Origin of the sequence: Streptomyces sp. NPDC050997, from assembly GCF_040660135.1 — a bacterium.
In the GTDB taxonomy this organism is placed as follows: domain Bacteria; phylum Actinomycetota; class Actinomycetes; order Streptomycetales; family Streptomycetaceae; genus Streptomyces.
Genome location: NZ_JBFAGK010000011.1, coordinates 171,808 through 183,893, shown reverse-complemented (window position 1 = coordinate 183,893; position 12,086 = coordinate 171,808). Strand labels below are relative to the sequence as shown.

Annotated in this window: 11 protein-coding genes; 5 read left to right on the top strand and 6 right to left on the bottom strand. The window is 71.4% G+C overall.

The window, feature by feature from the left end; all coding sequences use genetic code 11:
• Positions 1 to 176 precede the first annotated feature (176 nt).
• The gene (locus AB0H86_RS25230; RefSeq protein WP_362443225.1) at positions 177 to 668 is read left to right on the top strand and encodes a hypothetical protein; all 492 of its coding nucleotides are present in this window, start codon (positions 177 to 179) and stop codon (positions 666 to 668) included.
• Between the two features lie 56 nt (positions 669 to 724).
• On the opposite strand, the gene AB0H86_RS25225 is transcribed toward AB0H86_RS25230, so the two are convergent.
• Complete coding sequence (locus tag AB0H86_RS25225; protein ID WP_362442923.1) at positions 725 to 1,135, bottom strand: DUF1992 domain-containing protein; 411 nt, start codon at positions 1,133 to 1,135, stop codon at positions 725 to 727.
• 88 nt (positions 1,136 to 1,223) lie between these two features.
• Between AB0H86_RS25225 and AB0H86_RS25220 the strand changes: the two genes are divergently transcribed.
• The gene (locus tag AB0H86_RS25220) at positions 1,224 to 1,616 is read left to right on the top strand and encodes a hypothetical protein (protein WP_362442920.1); all 393 of its coding nucleotides are present in this window, start codon (positions 1,224 to 1,226) and stop codon (positions 1,614 to 1,616) included.
• A gap of 12 nt (positions 1,617 to 1,628) precedes the next feature.
• On the opposite strand, the gene AB0H86_RS25215 is transcribed toward AB0H86_RS25220, so the two are convergent.
• Both AB0H86_RS25215 and proP read right to left on the bottom strand, forming a co-directional pair.
• Complete coding sequence (locus tag AB0H86_RS25215; RefSeq protein WP_362442917.1) at positions 1,629 to 2,300, bottom strand: O-methyltransferase; 672 nt, start codon at positions 2,298 to 2,300, stop codon at positions 1,629 to 1,631.
• A gap of 333 nt (positions 2,301 to 2,633) precedes the next feature.
• Positions 2,634 to 3,995 (bottom strand): glycine betaine/L-proline transporter ProP, encoded by a 1,362-nt coding sequence (gene proP / locus AB0H86_RS25210; protein WP_362442914.1) that lies wholly within the window; start codon positions 3,993 to 3,995, stop codon positions 2,634 to 2,636.
• Positions 3,996 to 4,385: 390 nt separating this feature from the next.
• On the opposite strand from proP, the gene AB0H86_RS25205 reads away from it, so the two are divergent.
• A complete protein-coding gene (locus AB0H86_RS25205; protein ID WP_362442911.1) occupies positions 4,386 to 6,443 on the top strand; it encodes a bifunctional glycosyltransferase 87/phosphatase PAP2 family protein in 2,058 nt (685 codons plus the stop codon).
• A 15-nt stretch (positions 6,444 to 6,458) separates the two neighbouring features.
• Positions 6,459 to 8,024, top strand: coding sequence for a glycosyltransferase family 39 protein (locus tag AB0H86_RS25200; RefSeq protein ID WP_362442908.1), 1,566 nt, complete (start codon positions 6,459 to 6,461; stop codon positions 8,022 to 8,024).
• Between the two features lie 88 nt (positions 8,025 to 8,112).
• Here the strand turns inward: AB0H86_RS25200 and AB0H86_RS25195 are convergent, their stop codons facing one another.
• Positions 8,113 to 9,348: a cytochrome P450 gene (locus AB0H86_RS25195; RefSeq protein ID WP_362442905.1), complete on the bottom strand. Its 1,236-nt coding sequence runs from the start codon at positions 9,346 to 9,348 to the stop codon at positions 8,113 to 8,115.
• Between the two features lie 251 nt (positions 9,349 to 9,599).
• Between AB0H86_RS25195 and AB0H86_RS25190 the strand changes: the two genes are divergently transcribed.
• The gene (locus AB0H86_RS25190) at positions 9,600 to 10,769 is read left to right on the top strand and encodes a steroid 3-ketoacyl-CoA thiolase (RefSeq protein ID WP_362442902.1); all 1,170 of its coding nucleotides are present in this window, start codon (positions 9,600 to 9,602) and stop codon (positions 10,767 to 10,769) included.
• A 197-nt stretch (positions 10,770 to 10,966) separates the two neighbouring features.
• On the opposite strand, the gene AB0H86_RS25185 is transcribed toward AB0H86_RS25190, so the two are convergent.
• Positions 10,967 to 11,317, bottom strand: coding sequence for a hypothetical protein (locus tag AB0H86_RS25185; RefSeq protein WP_362442899.1), 351 nt, complete (start codon positions 11,315 to 11,317; stop codon positions 10,967 to 10,969).
• 101 nt (positions 11,318 to 11,418) lie between these two features.
• Positions 11,419 to 12,084 carry a YoaK family protein gene (locus tag AB0H86_RS25180; protein WP_362442896.1) on the bottom strand — a complete coding sequence of 222 codons (666 nt, stop codon included), beginning with the start codon at positions 12,082 to 12,084 and terminating at the stop codon, positions 11,419 to 11,421.
• Positions 12,085 to 12,086: the final 2 nt, after the last annotated feature.

Genomic DNA, 12,086 nt, shown 5'->3' with positions numbered 1-12,086 from the left:
GGCCCGAGGGCCCGACGACGACGATCCGTCACAAGGCCCATGAGGCGGCCCCGGGCGAGCCGGGCACCCGGACGCGGGACGGCGACGCGGTACGCGGCGCCACGACGGCCGACAGCGACACGACACGCGGCGGCATCGGGTCCGGTGCCGACACCGCGCCCCGCGAGACCGGCGGGATCGGTCGCCCCGGCGCGCTCGGCGGCGACACCGCCGCGGGCCGCGACAGCGCTCCGGGCCGGGCAGGCAGCCCGGGCCCGGAGGCCACCCGCGACCGGGCCGACACATACGGCGAGCCCGGCGGTACCCGCGGCCGTGCGGCCCGCGACGGGTCCGGCGCCGTCGGCGCCACCGATGCCGGAGCGGACGGTCACGGCAGTCGGCTGCTCCCGCGGGACGAGTGCGACAAGCTCTCCCAGCAGCTCCAGCACGCCGTCGCCGGGTTCGTGGACGGGCCGCGGGACTCCGTGGTGGAGGCCGACCACGTACTGGAGGAGGCGGCCGCCCGCTTCACCGAGGCCGTGACCCAGCGGCGCCGTGCGCTCCGCGGCGCCTGGCAGTCCGCGGACGGCGGCGGCGCGGGCAAGCCCGCGACGAGCACCGACACCGAGCAACTCCGGCTGGCCCTGCGGGACTACCGCGAGCTGGCGGACCGGCTGATGCGTATCTGACGCCATCCCGCCCCGACATCCCGAGTAGGTCCGCCGTACGGCTGCGTACGGCGGACCTACTCTGCCGTCTCCCGGAGCTCCCGCCACCGTCGTACGACCTCTTCGACGTCGTACGGCTTCAGTCCCAGCGGGGGCCCGGGCGGCGGCTTGAACATGAGTTCACGGATCTTGACGTTGATGTCCTCGACGAGCTTGCGGACGAGCCGCTCGGTGGGTGCCCGCAGGGCCGCCGCGAGGGTGTCCTCGGCCTCCTTGCGCAGGGCCAGAGTGGGCGGCAGGACGGAGAGGCCCTCGCGGACCATCTTCCGCTTGATCCACCACAGTTCGTCGTAGGTCGTGTCGGTGCCGTCCGGCAACGGCTTTCCCACGCCTGCGAGTTGGGCGAACTCGCCGCGTCTCTCGGCTTCCCGGATCTGCTTGTCCACCCAGGACTCGAACGGAACACCGGGTGGCTTTCGCTCGGTCATGAGTCCATTGTGCCGGACGTGCCATGGCCGGGCGATTTATCATTCGGGGCTGTGTAAAGACACTTCAGGCACTTCAGAAGGAGCGCACGTGCTCGAACTCACCATGGCCGCCGTCTCCGCGGCGGACGCGGGCGCCACGGCCGGCATGCTCATGGCCGACTCGCCCAGTGACCCGGGCGCCGTGCTGCGGCTGGGCCGGGACAAGTCGGTGTGCCGGCTCTCGACGCCGGACGACTGGCTGTTCATCTCCCGGGTCCACCTGGAGTTCCTGTGCGGCCCCGAGGGCACCTGGCAGGTCACCTGGCTGCAGGGCTCCCAGCCCGACCCGTCCTCGGAGGTCCGGCTGACCGTCGGCGAGTACGCGCAGCCCCTGTCCTACGGCGGTACGGTCGCGCTGCCCCGGGGCGGCAGCGGCGAGATCATCATCCAGGACCGCACCGCCCCGCGCAGCGTCAACGTCGGCTTCTACCACGAGGTCTGAGGGGGGCAGGTCCTAGGCGAGCACCCGGGCCAGCGCGAAGCCGTCGTAGCCCTTGCTGCCGACCGTCTGGATCGCCGTGCCGCTCAACCGGGGGTGCCTGCCGATCAGCTCGAGGGCGGTCCGGGCGCCCTGGACGTCCGGCGCGGTGCTGTCCGCGTCGGCCACCCGGCCGCCGCGCACCACGTTGTCGACGACGATCAGGCTGCCCTCGCGGGTGAGCCTGAGCGCCCACTCCAGGTAGTGCGGGTTGTTGTTCTTGTCGGCGTCGATGAAGACCAGGTCGAAGGGGGCCGGGTTCTCGTCGGCCAGCTTGGGCAGCGACTCCAGCGCCGGGCCCACCCGTACGTCGACCAGCTTGTCGACGCCCGCGCGGGCGATGTTGCGGGAGGCCACCTCGGCGTGCCGTGGGCTGTACTCCAGCGTGACCAGGCGGCCGTCGGCGGGCAGCGCGCGGGCCAGCCAGATGGTGCTGTAGCCGCCGAGGGTGCCGATCTCCAGGATGGTGCGGGCACCCTGGATCTGGGCGAGCAGCTGGAGCAGCTTGCCCTGGGGCGCGGTGACGGCGACCTGCGGGAGCTCGGCGGCCTCGCTGTCACGGACGGCCGCCTCCAGGACTTCGTCGTCCGGCGAGAGGTGGGTGGTGAAGTAGTCGTCGACGTCGTCCCAGAGCTGCGACTCGCTCATACACCTGTGCCCTTCATGTATCTAGTTAGATCTGCTAACTAGCTGCGCTAACGAATATAGTCGCGTGCCGTTCCTCTGTCAGCGGGACACCTCGGCGGGTTTCAGCCGATCGGCCCAGGCGCGGGGGCGCGGCCGCGCGAGCGGGACGGGTGGCGCAGGTGCCGCGGGCCATGCGGGCGGCATGGGTGGCGCGGTGCCCGGGGTCGGGGGCAGGCCGAGGTGGCCAGCAGGTGGCCGACCGTGGCAGGCGACTCTAGGGAGAGGCCGCCCGGTGGCTGCGGGGGACTCCCCGCCCGGTGACCGCGCAAAGACCCACCGCCCCCCGCGCACGCGCTACCGCTCCACCGAAGGTGCCGAGCCCGGTAGTGGCCTGCCCGCTGACTCCGTCATGAACCACACCGCCACTCCGCCGACGACGGCCGCCGCCATCATGTAGTAGGCGGGCATCATCATGTTCCCCGTCGCCCCGATCAGCGCCGTCACCACCAGCGGCGTCGTGCCGCCGAACAGGGACACCGACACGTTGAACCCGATCGAGAGGGAGCCGTAGCGGACCCGCGTCGGGAACAGGGCGGGCAGGGCCGACGGCATGGCCGCCGTGAAGCACACCAGCAGCAGGCCCAGCGCGCCCATGCCGAGCGCGACGGCGGCCAGGCTGCCCTGGCGGATCAGGAGCAGGGCCGGGACGGACAGGAGCAGGAAGCCCACGCAGCCCGCGGCGATGACCGGGCGGCGGCCGACGCGGTCGGTGAGGGCGCCCGCGAAGGGCTGGACGGCCATCATCAGGGCCATCACGCCGAGCACGACCAGCAGGCCGTGCGTCTCGTCGTACTTGAGCTCACTGGTCAGATAGCTCGGCATGTACGACAGCAGCATGTAGTCGGTGACGTTGAAGACCAGCACCAGGCCCACGCACAGCAGCAGCGCCCTCCACTGGCCGGTGATCATCTCGCGCAGAGGCACCTTCGGGCGATGGGACTCGGCCTTCTCGACCTCGGCCGCGAACGCCGGGGTCTCCTCCAGGCGCAGCCGCAGATAGAGGCCGATGACGCCCATCGGGCCCGCGATCAGGAACGGGATGCGCCAGCCCCAGGACAGCAGATCGTCGGTGGACAGCAGGGCCGTCAACAGCGTGACCAGGCCCGCGCCACCGATGTACCCGGCGAGCGTGCCGAACTCCAGCCAGCTGCCGAGGAAGCCGCGGCGCCGGTCGGGGGCGTACTCGGCGATGAAGGTGGAGGCACCGGCGTACTCGCCGCCGGTGGAGAAGCCCTGGACCAGGCGGGCGGCCAGCAGGAGCAGGGGCGCGCCGACGCCGATCGAGGCGTACGAGGGAATCAGGCCGATGGCGAACGTGCCCGCCGCCATCATGATCATGGTGACTGCCAGTACCTTCTGGCGGCCGACACGGTCGCCGAGGGGGCCGAAGACCATGCCGCCGACCGGACGGACCAGGAAGGCCGCGGCGAAGGCGCCGAACGTGGAGAGCAGCTGGGCGGTCGGGTTGCCGGACGGGAAGAAGACCTTGCCCAGGGTGACCGCGATGTAGCTGTAGACACCGAAGTCGAACCATTCCATCGCGTTGCCCAGCGCGGCGGCCTGCACGGCACGCTTCACGAGCGCGGGGTCGGTGACGGAGACGTCCTTCGGGTCGACGGCGGGGGACGGGGGAGGGGCGACTGTGGCAGTCGGCAAGACTTCGCTCGCCACCTTTCGACGGGGACAGGGACGGACCTGGGCGACGGCGCCGGCGGACAGGCCGAAAGAGTGACCATAGGGGGTACATGTCCCGATCACGGTCCGCACACAAGTCGATGCATGGGGCATGTAAATGCGCCGTGAACAGGCCCGTAGCCCGGTTCCGGAGCGGTTCCGGCGCGGCTGATTTGTGATCCTTCTCGCCCCCTGTGGAGGCAACCGGCCCGCCCGCGCGCTATCGTCATTCGGACAAAATGGGATAAAAGAGGCAGGTGTCAGACGAAGCGGGGGTTGCCCGCGCCCTTCTCCCAGGGGGTGGTGCGAGCCCCTCCCAGGGTTCGCAGGGCGAGCCGACCCGTGGGACGGGGATCGGGAGGCCGACGAGGCGTGGCGAACGCGGAGCGCAGCGGGCGAGCGGCGGAAGCTTTCGGAGCGACGGCCGCGGGCCCGGCCATGGCTGTTCAGGCCCGTCTGCGCGCCGCGCGGCTGGCCCTGTGGCTCGTCGCCGCCGTCCTCGCCGCACGCGAGGTGGCCGTCGTCCTCAGAACGCCCCGGGGCGAACGGCTGACGGACCTGGAGACGTGGGTCGGCCCCCACGGCGTCCTGCATGTCAACGGCTCGCTGTACGACTCGACGAGCTTCACCGGTACACCCTTCGCCGGACTGGTGCTGAAGCCGCTCACCAGAACCGCCGAGCAGGCCCTCGGCTGGGGCTGGACCTTCGGCACCCTGCTGCTGGTCGTCGCCCTCGGCCTGGTCGCCGCGCGCGCCCTGCCCCAGCCGGTCAGCAGACGCACCTCCCTGCTCGCCGCGCCGGTCGCGATCAGCCTGCTGATGCTGTCGCTGCCGATACGCAACGCCCTCCACCTCGGCCAGACCAGCGCCATCCCGGTCCTGCTCGTGCTGCTCGGCTGTTTCGCCGTACGCGGTCAGCGGGCCTGCGGCCTGCTCATCGGCTTCGCGGCGGCCCTGCAGCCCACCGTGCTGCTCTTCGCCCCGCTGCTGTGGTTCACCGGCCGCCGCAAGGCAGCGCTCTCCACCGGCCTGACGTTCGTCGGATGCACCGCCATCGCCTGGGCGGCGATGGCGCACGACTCGTACACCTACTGGGTGCACCACATGGCCGGCACCGGCCTGGGCGGCCAGGCCGACGACCTCGCCAACCAGTCCCTGCACGGCTCCCTGCTGCGGACGGGCCTGTCCGGACCGCTGGAAATCAGCCTCTTCCTCCTGCTGGGCGCGGGCGTCGCCGCCCTGGGCGTACGCCGTGCGGTGCGCTACGCCCGCGACGGACAGCTGCTGCTCGCCGTCGCGATCACCGGCTGCGCCGCGATCGCCGTCTCACCGACCACCTGGCAGCACCAGCTGCTGTGGGTGCTGCTCGCGGTCGTCGGCCGGGTCGGCAAGCGGTCCTCCGACCGGTACGTGTGGCCGCTCGCCGTCGTCCTGGTGATGACGCTGCCCGCGAGGATGATGCTGCCGGACATGCCCTCGCTGTACGGCCTGCGGGACAACATGGTGCTGCTGGCCGCGCTCCTCGCCGCCACCGTCGTCCCGTTCCTGTCCCGCACCTCCCCGCACTACCGGTCACCGGTCCCGACCGAGTACGCGCCCCCGGCGCCCGCGCGCTTCCGGCACGTCACGCCGCCGCCCTTCCTGCGCCGGGTCCTCACCCGCCCGAACCTCCTGCTGGAACTGCTCCTCATCCGCGTCACCTACGCCGCCTACGGCCAGGTCCGGTCCGTGGTGACCGCCGACCGGGCCACCGCCGAGCAGCACGGCCGCCAGATCCACTCGCTGGAGAAGTGGCTGTCCATCGACATCGAACGCTGGGCCAACCACACCGTGGCGACGGTGGACTGGCTGCGGAACTTCTTCGACCACTACTACGTGTCCTTCCACTTCCTCGTCCCGCTCGCGGTCCTCGCCCTGCTCTACGTCCGCCGCCCCGTGGACTACCGCTGGGCGCGCTCCACGCTGGGCCTCGCCACCCTGTTCGGTCTGCTCGGCTTCTGGCTCTACCCGCTGGCCCCGCCGCGCCTGATGCCGGGCTCCGGTTTCATCGACACGGTGCACGGCGTCCAGGACTTCTCCAAGCCGGACTACGGCGTGATGACCGAGGTCGCCAACCAGTACGCGGCGATGCCGTCGCTGCACTTCGGCTGGTCCCTGTGGTGCGGCATCGTGATCGCGGTCCTGGCGCCCAAGTGGTGGATGAAGGCCCTGGGTCTGCTGCATCCGCTGTTCACCCTGTCCGCGATCGTGGCGACCGCCAACCACTGGATCCTCGACGCGGTCGGCGGCGCGGCCGTGGTCGGCGCGGGCTTCGGCCTGACGTACCTGCTGACGGGGCCGCGCGCGGCCACCGTGACGGCCGCCGCGGCCAAGCTGGACTCCGACGACCGTGGCGTACCGGTGGGTGAGCGGTCACCCACCGGAGGGTGACCTGGATCGCCGACCGTGCGGGTGGCCGGTGACCAGCCCGCCACTTCTCTGGAGGACGTCATCACTCAGCACCTGGACACCGCGGGATCCCTCGCGGGCGACGGCGGCCCCCCGCCCGCGGCCTCCGGCACGGCACGGCGGGCCGGCCGCCGCGTCACGCGATCGGTGCCGGTCGTGGTCCCCGCGCTGGTCTCCCTCGCCCTGGGCCTGTGGGGCATCGACCGTCAGAACAGCATGTGGCGCGACGAGTCGGTCACCTACCAGGTGGCCCACCGCTCGCTCGGCGACCTGTGGGGCCTGCTGGGCCACATCGACGCCGTCCACGGCCTGTACTACCTCCTCATGCACGCCGTGTTCGCCGTCTGGGACGGCGGCGGCCTGCTCGCCCTCAGGCTCCCCTCGGCCCTGGCGACGGCGCTGGCGGCGGCGGGAGTCGGCGCGATCGGCGCGCGGCTGGCGGGCCGCCGCTCCGGCACCCTGGCGGGCCTGGTCTTCGCGGTGCTCCCGATCACCCAGCAGTACGCCCAGGAGGGCCGCTCGTACGCGCTGGTCACGGCGGGTGTGACCTGGGCGACGTACTTCTTCGTCCGGGCCGTGGCCGACTCCCGCGCCCGCTGGTGGACCGCGTACGCCCTCACTCTCGCTCTCGCCTGCTGGCTGCACGAGTTCGCGGTGGCGGCACTGGTGGCCCACGCGCTGACGCTGTGGCGGTCGCGGGTGCCCCGTCGGGTGTGGCGGAGATGGGGGATCGCGGCGGCCTGCGTCGCGGTGAGCGTGCTGCCGCCGGCGGTGGCGAGCGCCGGACAGGCGGAGCGGCAGCTGGGCTGGCTCGGCCGCCCGAGTCCGAGCGCGTGGCTGCTGTTCCTGGGACTCTCGGCGGCGGGCACGCTGCTGTGCCTGCTCCTGGTACGCGCGGGTTCCGGCGAGGCCCTCGCCCGCCTCGCCCTCCCGCTGCTGATCGCGCCGGCCGGCCTGCTGATGCTGATCTCGCTCGTCAAGCCCTGGTACGTCGACCGGTACGTGCTGTACGGCATGACCGGGCTGGCGTTGCCGGCCGGGGCCGCGCTGTCATGGGCCCTCGGACAGCGGCACCGGCTCGCCCCCGTACCCCGCGCGCTGGCCGCGGGTGTGCTGGCGGGCGCGGCGGTCGCCGTCCTGCTGCCGTGGTCGTCGCTGGTGCGCGCGCCGGAGAGCCGTAAGGACGACGTCGTCGCGGTCGCCCGCGCCGTGGAACGGACCGCGCGCCAGGGCGACGGCGTCCTGTTCATGCCCGCCCGTCGCCGCGAGTGGCTGCTGTCGTACCCCAGGGTCTACGACCGTCTCGACGATCTCGCCCTCGCCGCGTCACCGGCGTCCTCGCACACCCTCCAGGGCACCGAACTCCCCGTCGCCGAGATCCGCCGCCGCATCCTGGAGTCGGACCGTGTCATCGCCCTCACCGACCCGCCGGGGCAACCGCTCGACCCCTTCCCCGGGGAGAAGGTCAAACGGCAGGTCCTGAGGGAGGACTTCGAGCTCTGCGAGCGCGTCCCGCTACTCGGCGCGCAGGCCCTCGTCTACGCCCGCCCCGGGCACTGCTAGCCCCCGGGCACCGCCGGCCCCGGGCCCGCCCGACACGGACGGGCCGACGGCGCCGGGAAGCCGTCGGCCCGAGTACCCGGGGTGTACGTCAACCCGTGCTGACCCGGAGCTCCTTCACCCCGTTGATCCACGCCGACCGCAGCCGACGCGGATCGCCCGTGGGTTTCAGGGTCGGCATGGCGTCGGCGATCGCGTTGAAGATGAGGTCGATCTCCAGGACGGCGAGGGACTTGCCCAGGCAGTAGTGCGGGCCCCCGCCCCCGAACCCGAGGTGCGGATTGGGATCGCGGGTGATGTCGAAGGCGTCCGGGTTCTCGAAGACGTCGGGGTCGTGGTTGGCGGAGGCGTAGAACAACCCCACCCGGTCACCCTTCTTGATCTGCTTGCCGCCCAGTTCGGTGTCCTGGGTGGCGGTGCGCTGGAAGGAGTTGACGGGAGTCGCCCACCGCACGATCTCCTCGGCCGTCGTCGCCGGCCGCTCCCTCTTGTACAGCTCCCACTGCTCGGGATGGGTGAGGAAGGCGTGCATGCCGTGGGTGATGGCGTTGCGGGTGGTCTCGTTCCCCGCCACGGCCAGCATCAGCACGAAGAACCCGAACTCGTCCGAGCTGAGGTTGCCTTCGTCCTCCGCCGCGACCATCGTCGTCACGATGTCCTTCGCCGGGCACTGCTTGCGATCGGCGGCCATGTTCATGGCGTACGCGATGATCTCGGTGGCCGACTCCGCGCCGACCTCCTCGGTGATCGCGTACTCCGGATCGTCGTACGAGATCATCTTGTTGGACCAGTCGAAGATCTTGGCCCGGTCGTCCTGCGGGATGCCGATGAGCTCGGCGATGGCTTGGAGGGGCAGTTCGCAGGCGACCTGGGTGACGAAGTCGAAGGAGCCGGAGTGGGCACGGGCGCTCGCCGCGATCGCTTCGGCACGGGAGCGCAGGTTGTCCTCCAGCGCGCGGATGGCCCTCGGTGTGAACACCCGCTGCACGATCTGCCGGACCCGGGTGTGCTCCGGCGGGTCCATGTTGAGCAGGATCAGCCGCTGGACGTCGATCGAGTCCCGCTCGATGTGTTCGTTGAAGCGGATGATCGCCGTGTTGAGGTACGAGGAGAAGATCTCCGGGTGCGTGGAGACGTACTTGACGTCCGCGTGCCGCGTCACGGCCCAGTATCCCTCGTCCTGGAACCCGGCGAGGTTGCTCGCCTGGGGGATCCAGCGGACCGGTTCGGCCCGGCGCAGCTCGGCGAACTCCGGGAGGGGGACGCGGTGTTGCAGCAGGTCGGGATCGGTGAAGTCGAACCCGTCGGGGAAAGCTGGACAGGGCATGGGCGACTCCGGCTGAGGTTCTTGGCCGCGTGAGTTCTGACGGTCCATCAGGAATGAGGTCGCCGTGAAGGTAGTAACGGGTTCTATAAGTAGCAAGAGGCGCGGCGCGCCGAATTGCCTGCACGACCCTTGCGGTTGCGGGCGGCCGGTCAGCAGACTGCAGGTGGAACTAGAACACGTACTAGTTCCGCGTGGCGGGCCGGGCCGGGACGCCCCCGCGCCGCGCGGGTACCGGAGGAGAGGAACTCCCCATGGCCGCGGAACCCGTGATCGTCGAGGCTGTACGCACCCCCATCGGCAGGCGCGGCGGCGCGCTCGCCAATCTGCACCCCGCCTATCTCCTGGGCGAGACCTACCGTGAACTCCTCGGCCGCACCGGCATCCCCGCCGACGCGGTCGAACAGGTCGTCGGCGGCACGGTCACCCACGCCGGCGAACAGTCCATGAACCCCGCGCGCACCGCCTGGCTGACCGTCGGCCTGCCCTACGAGACGGCCGCGACGACGGTCGACTGCCAGTGTGGCTCCTCGCAGCAGGCCTCGCACATGGTCGCCAACATGGTCGCGGCCGGGGTCATCGACGTCGGCATCTCGTGCGGCGTCGAGTCGATGTCGCGGGTGCCGCTGGGGTCCGGATCGAAGCACGGGCCGGGGAAGCCGTTCCCCGACGAGTGGAACGTGGACCTGCCCAACCAGTTCGAGGCGGCGGAACGGATCGCGCGACACCGCGGACTGACGAGGGAGAACGTCGACTCCCTCGGGCTCGTGTCCCAGGAGCGGGCGGCCGCCGCCTGGTCCGAGGAACGCTTCAAACGGGAGACGTTCGCGGTCCAGGTGCCGACCACCGAGGACGAACAGCGCACCGGCCAGGGCATGTGGCGGCTCGTCGACCGCGACGAGGGCCTGCGTGACACGTCGATGGAGGCGCTGGCGGGGTTGAAGCCGATCATGCCGAAGGCCATCCACACGGCGGGCAACTCCTCGCAGATCAGCGACGGCGCGGCGGCGATCCTGTGGGCGTCGAAACGGATGGCGCGGGCGCTGAAGCTGCGGCCCCGCGCCCGGATCGTCGCCCAGGCCCTCGTCGGAGCGGACCCGCACTTCCACCTCGACGGCCCCATCGACGCCACGCGCGCGGTACTGGGGAAGGCGGGCATGTCCCTGAAGGACATCGACCTCGTCGAGATCAACGAGGCCTTCGCGTCCGTGGTGTTGAGCTGGGCCCAGGTCTTCGACCAGGGCCTCACGAAGGTCAACGTCAACGGCGGCGCGATCGCGCTCGGCCACCCGGTGGGAGCCACCGGAGCCCGCCTCATCACGACGGCCCTGCACGAACTGGAGCGCACCGACAAGGAGTTCGCGCTGATCACGATGTGCGCGGGCGGCGGCCTGGCCACCGGCACGATCATCCAGCGGCTGTAGTCGTCCACTTCACGAACGCGCTGAACGCGCTGAACGCGCTGAACGCGCTGAACGCGCTGAACGCGCTGAACGCGCTGAACGCGCTGAACGCGCTGAACGCGCTGAACGCGGCGGGGCCGGGGGTGAGAGCCGGCCCCGCCGGGGTTCGGAGTCGCGGACGGCGATGGTGGACGGCGAACCGAATGTCCGTCCGGGGTTCACAACCACCGCATCCCCGCCTCGAAGCTGTCGCCCCCGTTCGTGTTGAACGCGATCGCCGCCTTCGGGGCATGGCGGCGGATCAGGTTCACGGTCTGCTCGAAGAGCGGGAGGAGAGGTTCCGGCTTGCGGATTCCGCCGCCGATGACGACCACGTCCCAGGGACGTTCGGACAGGGCCGTGATCATCGTGGGCTCGGCCGAGCCGTCCAGCGTGATCATGGTCAGGGTCGCATCGATGTCGTGTTCGGCGAAGCGGGTCAACTCCCGGTCGAGGGTGGTGAGGATGGCGTCCGCGTCGATGCCGGGCACGGTGCGCGGGTCGACTCCGAGAATGAGCACAGAGGGCATGTCGCGGGAACGTCCAGTCGGGCGTGGCGGTTCCCGGGTGTCGGAGGAGACGCGGACCGCCGGGAAGATCGTCCTCGTGCCCTGAGCAGGACGGGCAGGGGCTACTCCCGCCCGGACGCCACCACCGCCAACACCCCCACCACCACGGCCGTCACCAGCAGCGGAATCCCCAGTCCGTGGTGGACCACCAGCCACGCCCCGAGTGCCGCGCCCGCGAGCATCGCGACGACCGACGCCGTACGGCGGGGGGAGCGCGTCCCGGGGCCGCCGCCCGCGCGGGAGTCGGCGGCGAGGCCGGTCAGGGTCATCGTCAGGACCGTTGTCGTGAGGTCGGGGATGCCGAGCCTGCGGACCGTCGCGTTGCGCAGGCCCATCGCGAAGGCGGTGACGGCGATCAGGGCGTAGACGGTGGCCGTGGCGTCCGGGGCGGCGAAGGCGACCGCGGCCGACGCGCCCAGCAGGACCGCCTCGGCGGCGAGGGTGAGCCGCGCCCAGGTGCGGCGGGAGCCACCGCCGAGGCGTACGGCGATCCGTCCGCCCACCACCGCGCCCACCACGAAGAAACCCAACGACGTCAGCGTGTGCGGCGCCGAGAAGCCCGGCGCTCCGGCGGCGGCGAAGCCCAGCACCACCACGTTGCCGGTCATGTTGGCGGTGAAGACGTGCCCCAGCCCCAGATAACTCACCGCGTCGATCAGTCCGCTGACCACGGTCAACGCCAACAGCACGGGTACCAGACGCAGTCCGCGCTCCTCCACTGTGCTCATGC

Excerpts from the sequence above, each read along its gene's own strand:
- AB0H86_RS25225 (WP_362442923.1), bottom strand. The coding sequence starts at position 1,135 with ATGACCGAGCGAAAGCCACCCGGTGTTCCGTTCGAGTCCTGGGTGGAC.
- AB0H86_RS25215 (WP_362442917.1), bottom strand. The coding sequence starts at position 2,300 with ATGAGCGAGTCGCAGCTCTGGGACGACGTCGACGACTACTTCACCACC.
- AB0H86_RS25195 (WP_362442905.1), bottom strand. The coding sequence starts at position 9,348 with ATGCCCTGTCCAGCTTTCCCCGACGGGTTCGACTTCACCGATCCCGAC.
- AB0H86_RS25190 (WP_362442902.1), top strand. The coding sequence starts at position 9,600 with ATGGCCGCGGAACCCGTGATCGTCGAGGCTGTACGCACCCCCATCGGC.
- AB0H86_RS25185 (WP_362442899.1), bottom strand. The coding sequence starts at position 11,317 with ATGCCCTCTGTGCTCATTCTCGGAGTCGACCCGCGCACCGTGCCCGGC.
- AB0H86_RS25180 (WP_362442896.1), bottom strand. The coding sequence starts at position 12,084 with ATGAGCACAGTGGAGGAGCGCGGACTGCGTCTGGTACCCGTGCTGTTG.